Below are 20,068 nucleotides of genomic sequence, written 5' to 3'. Positions count from 1 at the left end.
TTCTGTCTCATCATCGCGCAAGCTGGAGGGCGGGAACGGAGCCGGGCATCGGATCCTCCTCGCGCCGGTAGCCAAGGATGGTCATGGCGATGTTCCACGCCATGATCAGGGCGCCGGAAAGGTACATGGCTCCGCCGATGGCGCGCATGATGTAGTAGGGGTGCATGGCGGCCACGGTTTCGGCGAAGGAGTAGACCAGGAAGCCCTGCTCGTCGTATTCGCGCCACATCAGGCCCTGCATGATGCCGGACACCCACATGACCGACGCGTAGACAACGATGCCAAGCGTCGCCAGCCAGAAGTGCCAGGTAACGAGGCGCAGCGAGTAGAGCCGTTCACGGTTCCACAGCTTCGGCACCATGTAATAAAGCGCGCCGAACGAGATCATGCCGACCCAGCCGAGTGCGCCCGAATGGACGTGTCCGATGGTCCAGTCGGTATAGTGCGACAGCGAGTTGACCGTCTTGATCGACATCATCGGGCCCTCGAAGGTGGACATGCCGTAGAAGGCGATGGCCATCACCATCATGCGGATGATCGGATCGGTGCGGAGCTTGTCCCAGGCGCCCGACAGCGTCATCAGGCCATTGATCATGCCGCCCCATGACGGCATCCACAGCATGATCGAGAACACCATGCCGAGCGTCTGCGCCCAATCGGGCAAGGCGGTGTAGTGCAAATGATGGGGTCCAGCCCAGATGTAGAGAAAGATGATTGCCCAGAAATGGACGATCGACAGCCGGTAGGAATAGACCGGCCGGTTCGCCTGCTTGGGCACGAAATAATACATCATGCCGAGAAAGCCGGCGGTCAGAAAGAAGCCCACGGCGTTGTGGCCATACCACCATTGCGTCAGAGCGTCCTGGACCCCGGAGAAAGCCGAATAGCTCTTCGAGCCCAGGAAGGAGGCGGGCATGGAGAGGTTGTTGACCACATGCAGCATCGCGATGGTGACGATGAAGGACAGGTAGAACCAGTTAGCGACGTAGATGTGGGGTTCCTTGCGCTTCAGGATCGTGCCGAGGAACAGGATGAGATAGGCGACCCAGACAATGGTCAGCCAGATGTCCACATACCATTCGGGCTCGGCGTATTCGCGGCTCTCGGTGATGCCGAGCAGGTAGCCAGTCGCTGCCATGACGATGAAGAGCTGGTAGCCCCAGAACACGAACCAGCCGAGATCGCCGCCGAACAGCCGGGCGCGGCAGGTGCGTTGCACGACATAGAGAGACGTGCAAAGCAGCGCGTTGCCGCCGAAGGCGAAGACGACTCCCGACGTATGCAGTGGCCGCAAACGGCCAAAGTTGAACCAGGGCTGGATGTTGAGATCGGGATAGGCAAGCTGCAGCGCGATGACCACGCCGACAAGCATGCCGATGACACCCCAGAACATGGTGGCGATGGCGCCATAGCGGATTGGCCCGTCCATGTAAGCGGACGGGTCGATCGGCGCGGCAGGCTTGAACTCAGTGTTGCGCAACAGGATCGCAGTGAAGCCAGCCAAGGCGAAGAACAAGACCCACATATGCTGGCGAAAGGGTTCATCCACCCCAGCGCCAGCGGCCACCAAAGCCGCGAATGCGAACAGGCTTAGAAGCACGATTTCTTTGCCGAATTTCATCGCAAGCCCCGATTTCCAATTCCGGCGGATGCCAAACCGCGGTGCCTTATTGCGCAGCCGTCGCCTGCTCGCCCTGATCCATGTCAGAGCCGCACCATTTTGCTTCGAGCAGCATCGAGTTCGGTGCGATCAGACTGTGTCGAATGTGGAAGTGCAGCACCGGCCGACGGTTTATGGACAGGCCCGGCGTCCCCAGTCGGGGCCCGGGTAGGAGGCGACCGCGGGCGTGTGGGGAAGCGCACCTTCTGTGACGCTGGTAAGCAGGCCGATGCCTTACCGAACGTCGATCGTTTCAATGCCTTGGAACAGCCAGCGCCAGCGTTGCGCTGCCTTCGCGACATTTATAGTTTGGGGAGACGGCGATTTTCGCCTGCGTATGAGGCATATTGACTTCGGCCAAGTGTGGATGCTTCGCCGACGAGCCGAAACGCAACTGGCGTATACGATCGGATGGAGAACGGGCTGTCGCTACGCGATGTCTTCTGAGCCCAACGCGAGCATGCCCTGCCCCGAATGAAGTAAGTGGCGTGGGCCATGCAGCTCCGTGTCATTCAAACGGCTATTGCGCCTCGGCCGCCGCAGCGCCGTTCCAGCCGGCTCATGCTGTCCACGGTGACGCGGCGGTTGTTCTCGATCCGAATCACGCCGTCCATTCTCAGGCTGGTCAGCTGACGGCTCACGGTCTCGTTTGTGATGCCAAGGAAATCAGATATGTCGGCACGCGTCATCGGCAGCTCGAAGCATGCCGACATAGCCGCCGGGTCAACATTGGAGTCGATGTTCCGGGCAATCATGAGGAGAAAGCTCGCCACCTTCTCTGGTGCGGTCTTGCGCCCCAGAGTCACCATCCATTCGCGGGCCTCGTCAAGTTCGTTCAGCGCCTGCTTGAGCAGGCAATGCACAAATTCGGGTGACTGCTTCATCATCCGTTCGATGGCCGCTCTCGGAAACGAGCACAGCGAGACAGCTGTTGCCGCTTCCGCATTGATCGCACTTTTCATCTTGAAGGGCCGTCCCAGAAAATCCGGCGCGAACTGGAGACCGACGATCTGCTGGCGGCCGTCCGAAAGGCTCTTCGTGAGCTTCACCACGCCTGAAAGCACGTTTGAATAACAGTCCACCGCCTCGGCGTCGCCGATCAGTTCGACCCCCGGCTCGATATTGTGCCGCGACGACGTCTTGGCGAGCTGAGCCAAATCGTCTGGCTCGAGCGCGCCACAGACACCGCGGCGCCGTGCCTCGCAAGGCAGGCAAAGAACGGGAATGCCGGAACTGTGAATATCCTGCCGTAATGTCATTCGATCGCTCTACCGGTCCAGTGCGGGCAGGATAGCAATCCACGGTAGAAAAATCCTTGCGGCAGTTTGTCCGTGCTGAAGGTTGATCGAAATCAGGGCTTAGGCTCATCCAAGCATCCACAGTTCGGGCGACGCAAACACGGTGGACCACGACATGCGACAAAAGCTAGCTGCCAGATTTGGCGAGAACGTCCCGCGCTATACCAGTTATCCGACTGCGCCCCATTTCCATGCGGGCGTCGATGCCGTCGTTTACCGAGGCTGGTTGGAGGCGCTCGAAGGTGGTGACGAGATATCGCTTTACCTGCATATTCCCTATTGCGACAGGCTCTGCTGGTTCTGCGCGTGCCATACCAAACAGACCCGCCACTACGAGCCGGTGGCCGCTTATCTGCGCTCGCTGTATGCGGAGATCGCCACGGTTGGCGGCCTTGTTACCGGCAAGGGCCGAGTTCGCGCGGTTCATTTCGGCGGCGGTTCCCCGACGATGCTGGAACCTGAGGATATTGTGGCGCTGGGAAGCGTCCTGCGCAACAGCTTCGCCTTTCTTCCCGGCGCCAAGATCAGCGTTGAAATCGAACCCAATGATATGGACGATGCCCGCCTCGATGCGCTTGCCGAAATCGGCACGACCCGTGCGAGCCTCGGCGTCCAGGACTTCGATCCGAAGGTTCAGAAGGCAATCAACCGCGAGCAGAGCTTTTTGCAGACCAAAGCGGTAGTCGACGGTGTTCGTTCGCGCGGCGTCGAATCGGTCAATCTAGACCTGCTCTACGGCTTGCCGCACCAGACGAGGGAGAGCGTCTCCTCCACCGTCGCGCAGGCGCTGACCTTGGAACCCGACAGGATAGTGCTTTTTGGCTACGCCCATGTGCCGTGGTTCAAGAAACATCAGACCATGATAGACGAGGCATGGCTGCCCGGTCCCGCGGAGAGATTTGCTCAATTGCAACTGGCGGCGCGGGCGATCGTGGACCAGGGGTACGAAGCAATCGGCCTCGACCATTTCGCCAAACCCGGCGATGCCCTGGCCCTTGCCGCCCGCGCCGGAACACTGCACCGGAACTTTCAGGGTTACACCGACGATTGCTGCGAAACCTTGATTGGGCTAGGCCCATCGTCCATCAGCCAGTTTCGGCAGGGCTATGCGCAGAACATGCCTTCGACCAGCGAATATCGATGCACGGTTGATGACGGCGGGCTGGCCGCTGTTCGGGGTATCGCACTTTCCAACGACGACCGCGTTCGCGGCTGGATCATCGAACGTTTGATGTGCGACTTCGCCTTCTCGGCCATCGATCTGGTGGAACGCTTCGGCGAGGCCGGCCAGAGGCTCCTCCTTCAGTCAAGTTCCATGGCCCTCCACGATCCGGTTCGATTGCTTGAACTTGATGGCGACAGATTCGTTGTGCCGGCTGAAAGTCGCCCTTTCGTCCGAAGCATCGCGGCCAGGTTCGACAAATATTTCGAAACTGGAACGGCCAGGCACTCGGCGGCAGTCTGAGCACCGCAGAGGAACGGTCATGGCTCTCACTCGATCGTGAACCGATTGCGATCGTTTTCCACTGTTGACCGGCGACCGTCGGCCGAGACGGTTCGAAGCGGACCAGACGCGTCTTGGCATGGCGACGATGTCGCCCGCTCATGCCCTGCCTGTGAGATCATGGTTGTCGGCGACAGCTCCCTTCGACCTTGCAAGGAGAATGCAAGGTGCCGTGCAAGCGGCTGACAACACTTGGGCCGGTGGCAGAAGTCCGCAAGCACCCCGGCAGCGCGGTCAACGTTGAACCACCCGTTCACCCGAATATGCCGGTGCAGTTCCGGTGGAAAGGGCCTGGCCTAGACGGCTCTCTTGTTACCCCAGAGCATAACGTGCAGCTGCGGTAGCACGCGGGCTTCGAACCATTTGTCGCGGGTCACGCTGTCAACCAGCCACTCCATGCGCTTCAATATTCCGTCAAGGTCGACGGGCGCGTCATCATTTGCCGGGTGTGGCGGCGTGTGATTGCCGGGTTGCAGATAGATCGGAAGTTGCGGAAATTGCGCAGCGGCGTCTTTCGCGTAGGCGTAGTCCCTTTCGTCGAAAACAATGAGCTTGAGCACGATTTGGGGCTTGCCTTGTGCCGCCTGGAGGCACGCCTCGACAGCGGCCCAATCTGTCGTCATTTGGCTTGACGGCGGCTTTGGGCTGAGGATCAGCACGTCAAGGTGCGCAAACCAGTCCCTGGCAAGCGAACCTTGGGTTTCCAGCGCAAAACGGTAACCGTCACCATGGCCTCGGTCGATGAGCGCGCCGAGCGGCTGGATGGCCGGATTGCCGCCTGACAGTGACACCATAAGCGGGCGGCCACCGGAAAGCGCAAGCACATTTTTCCACACCGCGCCGACGGACATCATCTCCCATTCATGGCGGAATTGATTGTCCACAGCATGCAGGCTGTCGCACCAGGAACAGCGAAAGTCACACCCGCCGGTTCTGACGAAGATCGTCGGCAAACCTATGAGCACGCCCTCGCCCTGGATCGTCGGCCCGAAAATCTCGCTAACGCGGATTGCGGGATGCGTATTGGTCATGGCCGGTATTCCGCCCAGGTTTTCGGCGTTTCGCTCACCCGCACGGCCGCGGTTTCGCTCAGGCGTGCCTTGCACCAGTCGTAGAAATGTCTGGCCAGATATTCCGCCGTGACTTGCTCGTGTCCCAGCACGTCGTTGAGATGTCGGTGGTCGAAGCTCTCGTCGATGTAGCGTTTGAATGGCGCCAAATCGTGGTAGTCGCGCACGAAGCCGTGATCGTCCAGTCCATCCGCTGAAAGCTCCACTTCGACGATGTAGTTATGTCCGTGCAGGCGCGCGCATTGGTGATCGGGTGGCAATGAGGTGAGCTGATGCGAGGCTGAGAAGTGGAATTCCTTGGTGATGCGGAACATTACGCGGTGGTCCTTCGCAGCGCTCCGAGCCAGAAGTCGGAGTCCTCGTACTCGGTTGGGTCCGGGTGCCCGGCGATGTGGAACGCCTCACGCCGCTCGACGCAGGTCCCGCACCTCCCGCAATGACGCTCGGCGCCCTTGTAACAGGACCAGGTCTGCGCAAAGGGCGTGCCGTATGTGGCTCCATCCCTAACAATGTCCGCCTTCGTCAGGTTCACATAGGGTGCATAAAGGCGAATCTGCGCGTAGCCGTCGAGCGCGTGGTCCTGCATCATCTGGAAAGCATCGATGAAGGCCGGACGGCAATCGGGATAGACAATATGATCCCCACCATGCACGGCCGTCGCCACCGCGTCAGCGTCTTGCGCTGCGGCGAGGCCGAAGGCAATGGCCAACATGATGGCGTTCCGGTTGGGCACCACCGTTACCTTCATCATATCTTCGGCATAGTGCCCATCGGGCACGTCCACATTGTCGGTCAGCGCGGAGCCGGAAAGGCCGCCGCCGATCTCGTGGATATCGATGATTCGCTGCGGGACGCCCAGGCGCTCCGCGCAAAGGGTGGCGAAGCCCAATTCCTTCCTATGCCGTTGGCCGTAATCGAACGATAGCAGGCCGGTAAGCTGGTGCTCCGCTGCCACCTTGTGAGCAAGAGTAACGGAATCCAATCCGCCGGAGCAGACGACGAGAGTCTTCATCGTTGGGTCCTTGTTTTAACCGGGTAGGCTGCGACCGGAGATTTCTCTGCGTTCCAGTACTTCAGGAAAACCATTTTGTGAAGTGAACGGAGACCAGTTTCGTGCGCTTGCGTGCGGTGCGCAAAACGCCCTCGCGGTGAGCTGGAAGGACACGGACTGGTGAGACGTCACGCTTCAGCGGAATGCTCAAGCGAACGCTGCTCGCGGACAAAGTTCTCGACGAGCAGAGCCTGGCGGTTCCGAGCGCCGAGGGACGCCACTGCAACGGTTGCAGGGTACAAGGAGCCCGGATGGCTTGCCGCAAAGATGACCGGCAAACCCTGAATAACCGGTGATGAGCCGACATCTGTGAACAAGCGGTGTGGTCGATTGCAATCACCCATGTCTTGCGCACAGGTACCTTATGTCAGTGGATGAACTGAACTTGATGGTTTTACAGATGGCAGTCGAAAGCGTCCGCTCGCTCTCGTTGAGCTTCGCTGAAAAAGCCGCCGAGATAGCCACCAGGAGCCGCGGCATCCTGCTTTTCGACGTGCGGATCGACGGTGACGCGCAGGTCCAGCGGGTCGCAGCCATCCGATATCACGGCGGCCAATTCGGCGTGCTGGCGTTGGATGTACACGGCCTAGTTACCCACTATTGCATCGTTAACGGTATGTTCTCACATTACATTGCGTCCTTGGAGAGCTGGCACGGGATGCCCCTGTCGATGCAGGCCAAGATGGATGCCAACGGCAATGCCCGTCTCTTCGTAGCCGCGTTGCGGGATGCCGGACATATGCTGGGCACCTAGCATTGGGCGAGAATGCATCTGTGAATTTTGCATGTGCGTCACTGCGATGGCGCCGGCATGATCGTCATGCTCCAAAACGGCTGCGGCCCCCGCGAAGCGGTCGCCGCGATGATGGTGATCAACGGCGTTGCATCGATGCGAGCGTAGACAGAGGTCTCCTCCTGGCATCGAGCGCATGCAAGGAGCTACGCAAGCGCAGCTGCATCAAGTATTTTGAAGGGACGACCTCATGCATGGAGCTTGCGCTGCATACGGGCGGCGCGAGCCGCGTTGCCATCCAGCAGAGAGGGTGCTTGCGGTACTCTCAATGACCCGAGATCGCAAATGGACGTGGGTAAGCACCAGAACTGCAACACCCATGGTGGTCCGCTGGACTCGCTGGAGGAAGCACAAGGTGTCGGCGGGCAGAGCGCAGCGAGTGCCTACCTCGATCTTTCTAGAAGCGCGCCGGCAGCCTGGGCGGGGGGGCTTGGGGTTAGACTGCCGGCGCACGCCACTCACGAAGAGCGGCCCCTTTTCGTGGTTCGAACACCCATAGTCAACCCGGAAACGTGAGGATGCCCGCCATGTTATTTTCAGAGCGGCGCGATGCCGGCCAGTTGGCCGATTCAGCCTAGGAGTAGCCACTCTCGTAGGCCGAGTTGATGCTCAAGCGCCAGCATCGCCTCGCCGAACCACCAAGAGTTCGCCGTTACAATCCTTCGTCGCGAGCCGATGCCCTCGTGCACGTTTCGTAGCACTCCGGGCGGCTACATCGCCTTGTTGTTCGCGAGCCCATGTGAAGGGTTCCTGCATCGGAAAGTTGACGAGATTCTCTTGGCGGTACTGCGCCAGAGGCATCCCAACGGAATCAGCGTCTACAATCAGCCGCAAGCTTCACATCACAAGAGCGGTAGTCCACCCATTGCGGATCATCCGATCAGGCGGCGTCCGAAATGTGCGACTCTGCCTCAAGGATTCCCACAGGTATGGAAAGCGATCTCGCTATCCGATCCCGATATCCCTTGTTGTACCTCAGACCTCGCTCGATGTTTTGAATTTCCTCAGCGGCAAGCCCGCTCGCGACCGTCAGGTCCTCGATCGAATACCCAAGGTGCTCACGATAAGCGCGGACGATGTGGGTCCCCTGCGACATAGCCGTCAAGACTGGTTCGGGAATGCGCGAATCGTTCATAAACATCTCCAAGAACATGGGAGCTCCCTCGGGAGATACCCCCCCGGCGGCGCAGACCAAGCAAATCAAAAAATGGACGTCCATTCAGCCGGACCGGCCTCATCCATGGAATGGGCCGCCTGAATTAGGAGCTGGGTCGGAATATGGCGGCTCACCTCCTTCTAATCAAGAAAGCCAACGGCGAGAATTATTCGCGAAGGATCGCAGGTCGGATGCGCTACAGCCGATCAGGCCATCTCAGGAGGGGGCCATGGAACTCTGAACACCAACTCGAACTCCCGGTACGGACACTGCTTCCTTCGGCCAATCTCCACCGGCGGGGGAGCGAAAGACCCACTCTTGAAAGCCCCCGGCTGCGTGCTGACGTCGGCTCTAGGAAGCTCGATCGCCCTGTGCCCCGATCGACCGGCCGAAAAAAGGGATTCCAAATTCCAGCAAACACTGGTCATCTGGTTTTCATCCGGATCCAGACAAAGGGTAGCTTTCCATCGAGAGCTTCGCCATCTGTACAGGTTCACAATCATTCGACCGTGACCGATTTTGCGAGATTGCGCGGCTGGTCTACATCTGTCCCCATGAAGAGCGCCGTGTGGTAGGCAAGAAGCTGTATCGGCAGCGAGAAGATCATTGGCGCGATAATCTCGTCGACTACCGGCAGCACGAGCGTGTGCATGGTGTCGAGTTTCGATGCGGCTGCCCCATTTTTATCGGTGATGAGTATAATCCGCCCTCCACGGGCAGCCACTTCCTGCATGTTGGAGACGGTCTTGTCGAAAAAGCGGTCATGGGGCGCGATGACGATCACCGGCATGTTCTCATCTATCAATGCGATTGGCCCGTGCTTCAATTCACCCGCTGCATAGCCTTCGGCATGGATGTAGGAAATCTCCTTGAGCTTCAGCGCTCCTTCCATCGCTAGCGGGAAACTGGTGCCACGGCCGAGATACAGGACGTCACGACACTTTGACAGTTCGCGCGACAAGAACTCGATCTCCGGCTGGATGCTGTTGAGTACCTGGCCCATGACGCGCGGCAATTCGGCGAGGCTCCTGACGAGTGCCTGCAGCTCGCCTTCGGGGACGGTCCCGCGGGCTCTGGCGGCGCTGATGGCGAGTGCGGCTAGAACGGCAAGCTGGCAGGTAAAAGCCTTGGTAGAGGCGACGCCGATCTCCGGTCCGGCAAGGATCGGGAAGACCGTATCGGCCTCCCGAGCGATGGTCGATTCGCAGGCATTGACGATAGCGCCAATTTTCAGCCCACGCTCCTTGCAGTACCTCAACGATGCAAGCGTATCGGCGGTTTCGCCGGATTGCGAAATGAAAAGAGCCGCGGACTGCGGCGGCAAAGGGATCTCGCGGTAACGGAATTCAGACGCAACGTCGATTTCAACCGTCAGGCGCGCATAGCGCTCGAACCAGTATTTTCCGATCAGTCCGGCGAGATAGGCGGTCCCGCAGGCAGAGATCGCCAAGCTCGGAACCTTGGCGAAATCGATGCCAGGAACCATGTCGCGACCCTCTATGATTTTGATGTAATGACGAAGAGCATGGGCGATGACCTCGGGCTGCTCGTATATTTCCTTCTCCATGAAGTGGCGATGGCTGCCCTTGTTGGCCAGATCGGCCGCGGCCGTGGAGATATGGCACGGACGCTCGACGGGATGGCCGTCGATATCGAAGATATGGGCGCCCGAATTGCCGACAATGGCCCAGTCGCCGTCCATGAGATAGGTAATTTCATTGGTGAAGGGCGCAAGAGCGATCGCGTCGGAGCCCAGGAACATCTCGCCGTCGCCGTGACCGATCGCCAGCGGTGGTCCGTTGCGCGCCGCCGTGATGGTCGACGGTTCATCTTCGAAGAGGATGGCAAGCGCATAGGCGCCCCTGACGCGTTTCAGCATGGCACGCGTGGCCTCTTGCGGCCTCATGCCCTCGCGGCGGTATCTTGCCAAGAGATGCCCAACGACCTCAGTGTCAGTGTCGGTCTGGAACTCGGCGCCATCCGCCGCCAATTCCTCCTTCAGCTCGGTGAAATTCTCGATGATGCCGTTATGGACGACGGCGACACCGTCGGTAAAGTGCGGGTGCGCATTGCGTTCCGTCGAGGCCCCGTGGGTTGCCCAACGCGTGTGGCCGATGCCGACTTTGCCGCTCAGCGGCTCTTCCTTCAGTCGCCTCTCGAGATTGACGAGCTTGCCCTCGGCGCGCCGGCGGTGCAAGGCACCGTCGATGATCGTCGCAACGCCGGCGGAATCATAGCCGCGATATTCCAAACCCTTCAACGCGCCGATCAACCGATCCGACACCGGCTGTTGCCCAACGATGCCAACAATCCCGCACATGTTCGTCTCCGCATTTTTGCGGGCAGCATCAGCCCACGCGAGACGGATACCCATCCGGCCGCTTTAAGTGGCGGCCTTGTAGTAGTATTCCATGATATTGGTACAATTGATTGTAGTGATCACTACCATCCGCCCCATGGATAGGTCGGCTGCTGTGGGGACCTAAAGTTCTATTCGCGCCTGACGCTCTTATGAGAATCGCAGACTCACCCGCGGCAGGATCACGGCCTCAGAAACGGCCAGCAGGCCTTGGACAGTGGACGGACGACCGGCCTGCGAGCCCTAGTCAGGCAGTCCGGCATGTAGAAGCATTGTGCCGCCGACTTCGGCATCGGCGATGGTCTGTCTCGGCGACAGCCTGAGTTCGCTTCGCGGGCCGCGCGGCTCGCCCAGGACCGTCGTCGTCTGCGCGGCGCCGGTGTCAGTTGACGATGGCATAATGCCCGCCGGGGGCGAGCGCCTCGCGCACGGCACGTGCCAGCCGCGGTCGGTCCGGGACGCCATGGAAAGCGTTGGCCATGAAGACGAGGTCGACGGGGCGTGACACCAGAGTAGCGAGTTCATAGGCGTCGCCGGCGACGAATTCGCAATTGGTCACGCCGGCGCCGGTAGCGGCGCTGCGTGGCCTCCAGCTGGTCGGCGTCGATGTCTATGGCGACGACATGGCGGGCGACCGTGGCGATCGGCACAGCCGTCGCCGCAGCAGAGGTCGACCACCTCCATGCCCGGCTTCAGCCCGGTTGCCGCCAGCGCCATCTTCGCTGCGGTCCGGTTTGTCAGTGCTCTTTCCTAGCCTTGGCAAGAACACGAACTTCGGCTTCGGTCCGGAATGGCAATGTACCCCGATGGCGAAGGGCGACCCGATCTGCGTCAAGCTCATCGCCAGGGAAGAGACGAAGTGATGGGCACCCCCCTACCGCTGATTACCACCGGCGGCCGCCTCGCGTTCCAAGGTGGGCATGTCGTGCTCCTCGCAGGCTAGCCGAGGCAGAAATAACCGATCAGCGTCCACTCGGGCGGCGTGTCGAGAATCTCGGCCATCTCGGTCACATCGAGGATCGACACCCAGCCCATGCCGATGCCTTCCGCCCGCGCCGCTAGCCACAGTGTGTGCACCGCCATGACGGCCGAATAGTCGATGGTCGCCGGCATGGTTATGCGACCGAGCCCAAGGCCTTGTCCGGTCGTGCGGTCGGCGAAAACCGCGAACTGACAGGGCGCCTCGTTGAGACCGGCAAGCTTCAGCCGGGCATAGAGTGCAGCGCGCTCTCCCGAAAAGCACGTGAGCGCCTCGGCATTGCAGCGTTCGAAGCAGTCTCTCACCGGCGGTGCGCCGCTCGAGGCTGTCGACCACTACGAAGCGCAAGGGCTGGCTGAGGCCAACGCAGGGCGCAATGCTGGCGAGCTCGAGCAGCCGTTCCAGCTTGCCCTCCGGCAGAGCCGTCGGCTCGAAGCGCCGCACATCCCTGCGCCAGCGCAGCAGCGTGATCAGCCCGGCCCGAAAATCGTCGGCGAAATCGGGAGGTGACGGCATGGCGGTCTCGTTCGGGGCTAGGGATTGCAGTAGGGAGTACGGTGTGGATTGCCAGCTGCCTATTGCCCAAGCTGGCTTGTTGCGTCCGACAAGCGCGCCATGCGGCCCTAACCGCAAACGATAAAAAAATGTTTCCTGGTGGGCGGCGCTATTACGATGCAATCCAGCAAACCAGTTTCGATCAGCTCGCACGGCGGTGAATCATGTGCCAGGGCCTTTGCTAAATGCGCCATTGACACTCAGGCGCACCCGTATCGCTCACCAAGCCTCGGAATGCGGAGAACGTCGGCCTAGAACGCGGCGACGGCGACAGGCGTCTCAGCTTGCATATACTCGTTCCTGCCGCACCGCCTGTAACTCATTTTGCTTCCGACCACGTCGGCCTCGATGTCCCCGAAGGTTCCCCAGGTCATTCGGCAGATACCATCGTCTGACGTCATAGCGCCGGACCAGCACCAGCTGCCCAATTTCATGGGCATTGCTGAGCTTCCAGTCGCCCGCAGTTTCGCCTTCCACCAGTGTCAGGCATCACCCAATTGGGACTCATCCCTCTCACAGTCAATTCGCGGTTGACTTATTTGTCTCCGGCGAAGTGCGACAGCTGCTCGTATCCAGCAGCGTGAGCGATAGTTGATCAAATGCTGCCAATGAGTTTTGATACTGCAATCTTTAGACAGCCGCCTACCATGAATGTGCCATCGCGTTTCGGCGATCGAAGGAGCGAAGCCGGGTGTCCAGTCGTCACTACATATTCCCGGAGAACAGCGAACCTCTGCGGCTATCGCGGCGGCTTGTAGAGGGAATGATCTTCGGAAAGGACGCTCTCCCGCAATACGCCGGCACACGCCAGCGGGTCGTCTCGGTGATAGTTGAGAACGAAGGCACCGCGCCGAATCGGATTCTAGATGCCCAAGGAGCCTATTGGGTTTTCGATGCTGCGGGCGATATCCGAAAGGGCCTCACACGGTCGACTAGCGACATTATGAGCGCCACCTTCAATGATTCCGACAACAAGGGAACGGTGGTGGCACTTCAGCCAAAGCTCTCCAAGAAGAGGGCTGAGGAGGAGCACCGCTGGGTAGTGGGCAAGGCCGAACTCGACAGGATTGCCGCAGACATCTGGCCGAAGGTGAAGTCGGACAAGATGAGATCCGCGCAGGGGGTTCGGTGAAGCGACCGCCGCTTACCTATGATGCTCGGCACGCACTCGACGAGGCTACCGCAAATCTGTGGAAGATTTCGCACGCAGTAGCTGAACTTAAGGAGCCTAGCCTGAAGGGCTTTGCCCATGAGGCTCGTTCGAGAGGTGCCGACCGCCCGGAGCACGAACTTCTCTACCAAGCCATCGCCCAGTTGGCAGATCAGCGACTCGAAATTCTGCGACGTCGCAGGACCGGGAAAGGCGTCTGGTATGCCATAGTGGGCGTAATAAAATGGAACGGCGACCACGTAGGCCAGAGCGTAGCCAGGTTCCACGAGAAGTGCGAAGGAAAGCGTTCAGCGGTCGTCGCGGCGAGAAAGCTTCTCGCCGAACATGCCGGTGAATTCGCGGAAAATATGACTGTGGAGGCCGAAGTGCTGACTGACCTTGAATGGCAGGGCAGGCTCCCTGAAGTGGAAGATTGAGGGTCGCGCCATGGCGGGCTACTTGATTTCGGTGTCGCAGATGCGTGGCCAAAGACCGACACATGCTGCCAGGCATATGCATCTGCGGCGGGTTTGACTTTTGATATTGGGATAGGCAGGAAGGCCGCTTGCTGTACAGACGAGCTTATCGGCGAGGTCGAGAATCCTAGTACCGGTCAATGGTAGTGCATCCACAGCAGTCTGATTTCGACAGCCGTCGTCGAGCCGGAGTGCGCACCGCCCTGTGCGGTGAGGCCTCCGTAAGGTCTGGGTATCTGAATGCCGTGTTAGCGCGGGCGCGCCAAACCTTGGCTCGCGCCGGTCAAGGCAGTTAATCAAAAAAATGGGACATCCGGGGTTCGCAGGCATACAGTGTGCCATCGACGGCAACTCTAAGGGCGTCCGTCGGCTGTGAGCGATCAACATGCTTCCGCCCCAATAGGGAGAGGGAGCTATGACAGACTCCAGTTCACAAACTCACACTGCCGCGCAACGCGACACCCGCCAAAATTCCATCTATCGCAATTCGCTGCTGCTTCGAATGTGCTCGGCAGATTTGGCATTGCTGCAACCTCACTTGGAAAGCGTCTCCCTTGGACTGAAGACGCATCTCGAAGTGGCGGGGTCACCAATCAGAACCGTGTACTTCTTCGAGAGCGGTCTCGGGTCAGTGGTGGGCGAACTGCGGCCTGGTATTGAAGCTGAGATCGGAATCATTGGTTGTGAGGGCATGACCGGCTCAGCGCTTATCATGGGCGATGACCGATCAACGCACGATTGTTACGTGCAATTAGAAGCCCGCGCCTTTGTTATCGACGCGGGCCTCTTCACCAAGGCGCTTTTGACAAGCCCAACCCTGCGAACTTTTCTGCTCCGCTACGTTCACTACTTTCACCTCCAGGCAAGCTTCACCGCGCTCAGTAATGCCCGGATGAACATCGTCGATAGGCTCTCAAGATGGCTGGTGATGTGTGATGATCGCGTCGACGGAAACCGCTTGGCGATTACGCACGAGTTCTTATCAGTCATGCTCGGTGTCAGGCGGCCCGGCGTCACCATAGCGCTGCAAATGTTAGAGGGGCAAGGTCTGATACGATCGATGCGAGGAGAGGTCGTTATCCTTGATCGCACGCGTCTGATTGCGCTGGCTGACGGGTCGTATGGCAGGGCTGAAGCCGAATACGCTCGGCTAATCAGCCAACTGCCTTGGCCGCAGGCGCCTGATCGCCAATGAATGTGCTCGAACAGGGAGATGGCCGATCTCCTGCATTGAGGCCATGTCCGGGTAAGCCGCCTAAACAGAGCCTTCACCGCCGACGTTGTCGAGCATCAGATCCAAGACGAAGCTGTCATGCCGGCACCGCTGCATGCGCCGCCCCAGGGAAACCGCCCCTCGCATCCATTCAGGATTCCGAAGCACGATACGGCTGTGCACCACCTTCCGGCCACTGCAAAGGGGACCCGAGATGACTCGGTCCGTAAAGGAGGTTTTCGAAGAGCATCTGAGGCGATATCGAGGAGGATCTTGGGGCGCACTGCCGTCTAACCTCGATTAAGCAGGCATTCATGCGCTGGTTGGAGCAATGGCGAGACTCATTGCACCAGCCCAGTTCAAGGCATGTGCGGACAACCGCTTTGGGCGCCGAACAGATCGATTGGCGGCATAGCCTTATCTTGCCTCACAAGACTTGTGGTCCGGGAAGGCTGTTTCGGGACTTTTCGAAATCAGCGGATCACAGGCTCGCCATGGAAGCGGCGGCGTGATGGAGGAGAAACCCCGAAGCCAACTTCCATCATCAGCCGTGGCCTGTGCGCCGGCACGGTGCCCATATGGAACCCGAACGGATCCTCGACGAAACCGAAACCGGCCTCGCCGGTCAGCGTGACCGGGCTCTGCTTGCCGTACACGTCCAGAATCTCTTGCGCGGGATGGCCGACGACAAGCGTAAGTTGGTGCTTGAGGGCGCGGCGATCATGGCTGCCGCGGACATAGACATGCGGGCCGGTCCCCTCGTCGACGGGCACCAGATAGAAAAAGAACTTCAGCATCCGCCAGTCGTCCAGATCGAAGTGGTATTTGCCGAGCGAAGCCAGGTTCTTGTCGGCGTCCGACGCCTGGCCGGTCGGGAAGCTCCACCAGACGCGCGTTGTGATCAGCGTCGCCTGGCCGCCGAGATAGTGCGCGGCAATATCCATGAGCAGCGGATCGTTTTGGATGGCAACGGCCAAGTTACAGCCCAGAATGCGCTCGAAATAATGAATGACCGCTGAGCAACGGACGGCCAAACCGCGCCTCAGCCACCGCATGCTCCGCCGGCATGAATTCGTGCCGAAACAAGGTGTGCACCTGGCGAATGCGGCTACATCTTCAGCCACCATTGTTGGCAGGACGAGGCCGGGAAAAAGCCCATCCATTCGCAGCGCGTCGACAACGTCCTGGCAATTGATACCGGCAAACATCGTGTCCTGGGCTCTTTGCGACCTTCGGACCGGCTTTGCACCACGCCAGTGCATTCTCCGTGCCGGCATGGTGCGCGCCAACATGAACATGGGCAGCCACGCCGGGTTCTCGCGAATATCCGACAGGTAGGTCGGAATGCGTACGGCTATGCGACGCAGCATGCTGCCGTTTCGCGCGATCGTCTCAAGGCTTGCCGCGCCGGCTTTGTCGGGGTTCATAACGGTCATCGGGATCCTCAAGGCATGAATGCACTCATCGACGAAGGTTGGGTCCCAGTGCTTCGCCGCGGAAGAACTAGGCGCTTGCCACGTTTTGTGCAACGCACAATTGCACTCAGAAATGGAGGTTGCGCGTTCGAATAAGACAATCGCAACCGCCCCAATTACCTCAGGAACTGTCTGTAGCCGCCGCCCATCAGGTAGCGGCCACGTTGGATGGCGCGACGTACCTGATCGCGAAGATGGCCACCTGGATGACGCCAATCTTCTTCGACGCGGCGTGTCCCGAACAAGGCAATGGCGACCTCCTGATGAGATGCTCCGGCAAGCGAGCCATCCAAAGCCTGGAGTACGATACGCAGACGCGCTCCGCGGTGTTCCGGCGGAAAGCAAGCAGCTGACAGGCGGGCGCAACCATTGACGTGGTTCAAGAACTGAAGGGCAGCGACATGGAACTTGAGGTGCTGCGGCTGAACGATCGCGTCGACATATAGCCGCAACGGGCGGAGGACGGACGCACCGGAAACGGCGATCTGCAGACTCCGGCAGTTCTCCCTCAGCAGCACGTGCTGCACGCCCGCAGCTGTCAGCAGGATGTCCTTGCAGCATGAGAGCGAAGAAAGGTGAAGCGGTTCAAAATCGTGGTCGAGCCCAAGCGGCTCCGCGGCCGCTCGTAGAATACAGGCGCAATCGCGCGGATCCCAAAAGACCCTCGCCGATGTAGCGTCCGAAAGTGGCGCGTCGGCGAAAAAGAAGGCTCCATTGTCTTAGGAGAGCTGATCCTGTCGTCAACTCGATTATCTGCATGTCGCCTTGGGGTCCGACAATGCAGGCGGACGGTGCCATTTTGGCGTGGTCGCGCTGGAATTGTGGATTGCGCCGAAGAAACTCCCAGGCCCAGCCAGTGCGTGGCAATCGTCTGGCATAGTGGTAAGCGTCGTGGCGACGCCAGTCCGGCCAGCATACAAGGCCGACCGTCGCTTCCTTGGACAGACCAGCATCCTTCATGGCTCAGGTGTCCACTATAGCGCTATGCCGACGGGCCTAGAACCGGTTGCCACAGTACCGGTCCAATCAGACGTCCCCTGCTGCGGATGCGCAAAAGGCTCGCGTGGGAAATCTCGAGAAACCCAGCCACCGCCTCCGTTTTGCCGACGCATTTGGGTTCTCCGATGCGCGACAATGGCCACGTAGCCAGGCGGAGGATCCGCTCCATGCGCGTATCCGTCACCGTTACTATCCGGGTCAGATCCTTGGCCAAGCCGAACTCGATCATGCCCGCGAAGAGCTCGTAGGTCGCCTGGGCCAGCCCGCCCGCAGCCTTGGGCGCCGACGGAGGAAGATCGAGCGCGAAACGACTGCTCTCCCATATGTCGGTGGTCGAGGGCACGACGTCAGCACCCAGCAGCACCGGGAAGGTGTCGCGCAACATTGTGGGTCCGGTGCTGGGCAGAAGACGCACGCAACCGCGAATTCGCCAGTCGGATCCTTTGAGGAGCAGATAGACGGGCTTCAGAGCATCAAACGAATCGGATTCCATCTGGTCTTCGGTATCAACTTCCCAATCGAGCCTTTCCTTGAACACCCGAAACCTGAGCCCGTGCATCTCTTTGAGTTCGCCTGCAAACTCGTTGTAAAAGTCTGGTGTTATCAGTTGCATCATGGTCGCCTCCATGTGGGATGTGTTCCCGCCATCGAAGGGCAAAGCTGACAGCGATGCAGCCTGTAGAGGTTTACAGGTATCGTGGCTGAAGAATCAGGATCTCGTCTGGCCGGAGGCAGCCATGCGTGCAACGGCCTGGTTGATCGTTCGAACGCCAAACTTTGCCTTGGCGTTTTCCAAGTGAAAAGTCACGGTGCGCTTTGAGACGCCGAGAAGCTGGCTGATATCCCAAGCCGACTTGCCGCGCGCCGCCCATTTCAGGCACTCGAACTCCCGCGGGGTGAGCGTTACACCATCCACCACGCGATCATCGGCGAGCCTGCGCCGGACGTGGATATGAAAGTTGATGGCCACCAGCTGCAATGCTTTTTCGTAACGTGCCAGTGACCGCAACAGAAGCGGACGGGACTCGTCGGAAGCAAAGGTCAGGGCAGCAAACCGGCCGAGATGATCATGCATGGACATCGTCAGGCCGCCGCAGATGCCAAACTCAGCCGCACTCTCCAGAATTTGTTGCTGCGAATTCGGCAGACAGTGTCGAGCGCGGTCCACACCCCAATCGAATGTATCCCAGCCTTGCAGCCCGCGCAGGATGACCGGATCAAACCTGTGGTACCGCTGTTGCAGATAACGTGATGTCCAGGATGAAGGATAGTTTGAAATCAATTGGGGGGCGTCGCCGGAGGCCGACGGGTAAGTGAAATAGGCGAATAGCGGGAAGTCGAAGCCGGCTGCAGCGGAGGCCATTGCCTCACAGAGATCGGCAGCATCAACACTTGCAGACAGTTGCTCGACGAAGTTCTCAAACACGCGATGCATTTGCCCTGTGCGTAACCTCCGTTCGCTCAATGCCAGGCAGAGACCTTGTTTTAAATGATCCCGGACGGATACAGCGCGTGCCGAGAACGTGGCTAATCTGTTGAACCAATCCGAAATAGTCTGACGTTGTCTATGAGGCGTGTGCCGCCGAGCCAGGCCGCGACAAGCAACCGTGCCGGTCGATCAAGGCTTGTTATCGGGTGCAGATCTGCCTCCTCGCAAAGTTCCAGGTATTCGACCTCGCGATAGCCTGCAGCCAGAATTGCTGCGCGAGATTCTGCAAGCGTTGGCAGGACGGGTGAGCCGCGCCCAAGCCACTCAGCCGTCTTGAGCAGGACCGATGATAGCTTGGGAGCAACAGCGCGTTGCGCTGGCGAGAGCCGCACATTGCGCGATGATAGCGCAAGACCGTCGGCTTCACGGACTGTCGGACAGGCAACAATGGTGATTGGAATATCCAGATCCCGGGCCATGCGCCTGACCAGGTGAATTTGCTGAAAGTCCTTTTCGCCAAAGAAGCCGAAGTCAGCGCTGGTCTGCAGGAAGAGCTTGGTGACGACGGTCGCCCGCCATCGAAATGTCCCGGCCGGAAGGCACCGCACAGGCCCTCGCTGACACCGGACACCGAAACGGTGGTGGCGAAGCCCGCCGGATACATCTCCTCTGCATCTGGCGCATAAAGCAGGTGCGCGCCAAGCGGTGCCAGTTTGGCGGCATCCTCGTCCTCGGTGCGCCGATACGCGGCAAGATCGGCCTGGCTGTTGAATTGCTTCGGGTTTACGAAGAGCGTCACGATCACACGGTCTGCCTTCTCGAGTGCAGCGCCCACCAGGCTGAGATGGCCCTCATGCAGGACGCCCATGGTTGGCACCACGGCAATCCTCACGCCCTCGCG

18 protein-coding genes and 3 pseudogenes are annotated in these 20,068 nt (G+C 59.7%); 5 read left to right on the top strand and 16 right to left on the bottom strand.

Annotation, left to right across the window (positions count from 1 at the left end):
- Positions 1-10: 10 nt before the first annotated feature.
- Together ccoN and NKJ37_RS27210 are read right to left on the bottom strand one after the other, a co-directional pair.
- A complete protein-coding gene (gene ccoN, locus NKJ37_RS27215; RefSeq protein WP_352441140.1) occupies positions 11-1,621 on the bottom strand; it encodes a cytochrome-c oxidase, cbb3-type subunit I in 1,611 nt (536 codons plus the stop codon).
- A gap of 551 nt (positions 1,622-2,172) precedes the next feature.
- Complete coding sequence (locus NKJ37_RS27210) at positions 2,173-2,919, bottom strand: Crp/Fnr family transcriptional regulator (RefSeq protein ID WP_352775767.1); 747 nt, start codon at positions 2,917-2,919, stop codon at positions 2,173-2,175.
- A 154-nt stretch (positions 2,920-3,073) separates the two neighbouring features.
- Here NKJ37_RS27210 and hemN point away from each other — a divergent pair, with 154 nt between their 5' ends.
- Positions 3,074-4,423 carry an oxygen-independent coproporphyrinogen III oxidase gene (hemN, locus tag NKJ37_RS27205; protein WP_352441141.1) on the top strand — a complete coding sequence of 450 codons (1,350 nt, stop codon included), beginning with the start codon at positions 3,074-3,076 and terminating at the stop codon, positions 4,421-4,423.
- Between the two features lie 335 nt (positions 4,424-4,758).
- On the opposite strand, the gene queE is transcribed toward hemN, so the two are convergent.
- Genes queE through queC form a run of 3 tightly spaced genes read right to left on the bottom strand, consistent with a single transcriptional unit; the run spans position 4,759 to position 6,544 of the window.
- Positions 4,759-5,493 (bottom strand): 7-carboxy-7-deazaguanine synthase QueE, encoded by a 735-nt coding sequence (gene queE / locus NKJ37_RS27200; protein WP_023735817.1) that lies wholly within the window; start codon positions 5,491-5,493, stop codon positions 4,759-4,761.
- On the bottom strand, positions 5,490-5,846 hold the full coding sequence (gene queD / locus NKJ37_RS27195; RefSeq protein WP_023673552.1) for a 6-carboxytetrahydropterin synthase QueD: 357 nt from the start codon (positions 5,844-5,846) through the stop codon (positions 5,490-5,492). Before queD ends, queE begins: the two co-directional genes overlap by 4 nt.
- Entirely contained in the window at positions 5,846-6,544 is a 699-nt protein-coding gene (queC, locus tag NKJ37_RS27190) for a 7-cyano-7-deazaguanine synthase QueC (protein ID WP_352441142.1), read from the bottom strand. The genes queD and queC overlap by 1 nt, the downstream gene beginning before the upstream one ends.
- Before the next feature lie 403 nt (positions 6,545-6,947).
- On the opposite strand from queC, the gene NKJ37_RS27185 reads away from it, so the two are divergent.
- Positions 6,948-7,337 carry a hypothetical protein gene (locus NKJ37_RS27185; protein ID WP_352775763.1) on the top strand — a complete coding sequence of 130 codons (390 nt, stop codon included), beginning with the start codon at positions 6,948-6,950 and terminating at the stop codon, positions 7,335-7,337.
- A 919-nt stretch (positions 7,338-8,256) separates the two neighbouring features.
- On the opposite strand, the gene NKJ37_RS27180 is transcribed toward NKJ37_RS27185, so the two are convergent.
- The 5 genes and pseudogenes from NKJ37_RS27180 to bluB form a co-directional block, all read right to left on the bottom strand.
- Positions 8,257-8,511: a helix-turn-helix domain-containing protein gene (locus NKJ37_RS27180; RefSeq protein ID WP_023735822.1), complete on the bottom strand. Its 255-nt coding sequence runs from the start codon at positions 8,509-8,511 to the stop codon at positions 8,257-8,259.
- Positions 8,512-9,031: 520 nt separating this feature from the next.
- Positions 9,032-10,852: a glutamine--fructose-6-phosphate transaminase (isomerizing) gene (gene glmS / locus NKJ37_RS27175; RefSeq protein WP_023809320.1), complete on the bottom strand. Its 1,821-nt coding sequence runs from the start codon at positions 10,850-10,852 to the stop codon at positions 9,032-9,034.
- A gap of 282 nt (positions 10,853-11,134) precedes the next feature.
- On the bottom strand, positions 11,135-11,290 hold the full coding sequence (locus NKJ37_RS27170; RefSeq protein ID WP_023809321.1) for a hypothetical protein: 156 nt from the start codon (positions 11,288-11,290) through the stop codon (positions 11,135-11,137).
- Positions 11,274-11,450, bottom strand: a complete 177-nt coding sequence (locus NKJ37_RS27165; RefSeq protein WP_023762808.1) for a class I SAM-dependent methyltransferase — start codon at positions 11,448-11,450, stop codon at positions 11,274-11,276. Before NKJ37_RS27165 ends, NKJ37_RS27170 begins: the two co-directional genes overlap by 17 nt.
- 315 nt (positions 11,451-11,765) lie before the next feature.
- Positions 11,766-12,386: pseudogene (gene bluB / locus NKJ37_RS32015) on the bottom strand (5,6-dimethylbenzimidazole synthase).
- 730 nt (positions 12,387-13,116) lie between these two features.
- Here bluB and NKJ37_RS27150 point away from each other — a divergent pair.
- The 3 genes from NKJ37_RS27150 to NKJ37_RS27140 all read left to right on the top strand — a co-directional run bounded on the left by NKJ37_RS27150 (position 13,117) and on the right by NKJ37_RS27140 (position 15,246).
- A complete protein-coding gene (locus tag NKJ37_RS27150; protein WP_156934443.1) occupies positions 13,117-13,557 on the top strand; it encodes a hypothetical protein in 441 nt (146 codons plus the stop codon).
- Entirely contained in the window at positions 13,554-14,012 is a 459-nt protein-coding gene (locus tag NKJ37_RS27145) for a hypothetical protein (RefSeq protein WP_023766598.1), read from the top strand. Before NKJ37_RS27150 ends, NKJ37_RS27145 begins: the two co-directional genes overlap by 4 nt.
- Positions 14,013-14,466: 454 nt before the next feature.
- On the top strand, positions 14,467-15,246 hold the full coding sequence (locus NKJ37_RS27140) for a Crp/Fnr family transcriptional regulator (RefSeq protein WP_023766597.1): 780 nt from the start codon (positions 14,467-14,469) through the stop codon (positions 15,244-15,246).
- Between the two features lie 491 nt (positions 15,247-15,737).
- On the opposite strand, the pseudogene NKJ37_RS27135 reads toward NKJ37_RS27140, so the two are convergent.
- The 6 genes and pseudogenes from NKJ37_RS27135 to panC all read right to left on the bottom strand — a co-directional run bounded on the left by NKJ37_RS27135 (position 15,738) and on the right by panC (position 20,059).
- Positions 15,738-16,700, bottom strand: a pseudogene (locus NKJ37_RS27135) (hypothetical protein).
- A 155-nt stretch (positions 16,701-16,855) separates the two neighbouring features.
- Positions 16,856-17,257 (bottom strand): DUF2285 domain-containing protein, encoded by a 402-nt coding sequence (locus NKJ37_RS27130; protein WP_245264243.1) that lies wholly within the window; start codon positions 17,255-17,257, stop codon positions 16,856-16,858.
- 67 nt (positions 17,258-17,324) lie between these two features.
- Entirely contained in the window at positions 17,325-17,699 is a 375-nt protein-coding gene (locus tag NKJ37_RS27125; RefSeq protein WP_350314065.1) for a transcriptional regulator domain-containing protein, read from the bottom strand.
- 22 nt (positions 17,700-17,721) lie between these two features.
- Positions 17,722-18,354 (bottom strand): acyl-homoserine-lactone synthase, encoded by a 633-nt coding sequence (locus tag NKJ37_RS27120; protein WP_023766595.1) that lies wholly within the window; start codon positions 18,352-18,354, stop codon positions 17,722-17,724.
- A 93-nt stretch (positions 18,355-18,447) separates the two neighbouring features.
- A complete protein-coding gene (locus NKJ37_RS27115) occupies positions 18,448-19,173 on the bottom strand; it encodes a LuxR family transcriptional regulator (protein WP_023766594.1) in 726 nt (241 codons plus the stop codon).
- A gap of 92 nt (positions 19,174-19,265) precedes the next feature.
- Positions 19,266-20,059 (bottom strand): annotated as a pseudogene (gene panC, locus NKJ37_RS27110) (pantoate--beta-alanine ligase).
- Positions 20,060-20,068: the final 9 nt, after the last annotated feature.

The organism is Mesorhizobium sp. M0140, assembly GCF_040322475.1.
Taxonomy (GTDB): Bacteria; Pseudomonadota; Alphaproteobacteria; order Rhizobiales; family Rhizobiaceae; genus Mesorhizobium.
Note: the sequence above shows the minus strand (reverse complement) of the source record. Positions and strands in the feature narration are given on the sequence as shown.

What these genes read in the sequence shown, in the direction of transcription:
- ccoN (WP_352441140.1), bottom strand. Translation starts at nt 1,621, where the DNA reads ATGAAATTCGGCAAAGAAATCGTGCTTCTAAGCCTGTTCGCATTCGCG.
- NKJ37_RS27210 (WP_352775767.1), bottom strand. Translation starts at nt 2,919, where the DNA reads ATGACATTACGGCAGGATATTCACAGTTCCGGCATTCCCGTTCTTTGC.
- hemN (WP_352441141.1), top strand. Translation starts at nt 3,074, where the DNA reads ATGCGACAAAAGCTAGCTGCCAGATTTGGCGAGAACGTCCCGCGCTAT.
- queE (WP_023735817.1), bottom strand. Translation starts at nt 5,493, where the DNA reads ATGACCAATACGCATCCCGCAATCCGCGTTAGCGAGATTTTCGGGCCG.
- queD (WP_023673552.1), bottom strand. Translation starts at nt 5,846, where the DNA reads ATGTTCCGCATCACCAAGGAATTCCACTTCTCAGCCTCGCATCAGCTC.
- queC (WP_352441142.1), bottom strand. Translation starts at nt 6,544, where the DNA reads ATGAAGACTCTCGTCGTCTGCTCCGGCGGATTGGATTCCGTTACTCTT.
- NKJ37_RS27185 (WP_352775763.1), top strand. Translation starts at nt 6,948, where the DNA reads ATGTCAGTGGATGAACTGAACTTGATGGTTTTACAGATGGCAGTCGAA.
- NKJ37_RS27180 (WP_023735822.1), bottom strand. Translation starts at nt 8,511, where the DNA reads ATGAACGATTCGCGCATTCCCGAACCAGTCTTGACGGCTATGTCGCAG.
- glmS (WP_023809320.1), bottom strand. Translation starts at nt 10,852, where the DNA reads ATGTGCGGGATTGTTGGCATCGTTGGGCAACAGCCGGTGTCGGATCGG.
- NKJ37_RS27170 (WP_023809321.1), bottom strand. Translation starts at nt 11,290, where the DNA reads ATGCCATCGTCAACTGACACCGGCGCCGCGCAGACGACGACGGTCCTG.
- NKJ37_RS27140 (WP_023766597.1), top strand. Translation starts at nt 14,467, where the DNA reads ATGACAGACTCCAGTTCACAAACTCACACTGCCGCGCAACGCGACACC.
- NKJ37_RS27125 (WP_350314065.1), bottom strand. Translation starts at nt 17,699, where the DNA reads ATGAAGGATGCTGGTCTGTCCAAGGAAGCGACGGTCGGCCTTGTATGC.
- NKJ37_RS27120 (WP_023766595.1), bottom strand. Translation starts at nt 18,354, where the DNA reads ATGATGCAACTGATAACACCAGACTTTTACAACGAGTTTGCAGGCGAA.
- NKJ37_RS27115 (WP_023766594.1), bottom strand. Translation starts at nt 19,173, where the DNA reads ATGCATCGCGTGTTTGAGAACTTCGTCGAGCAACTGTCTGCAAGTGTT.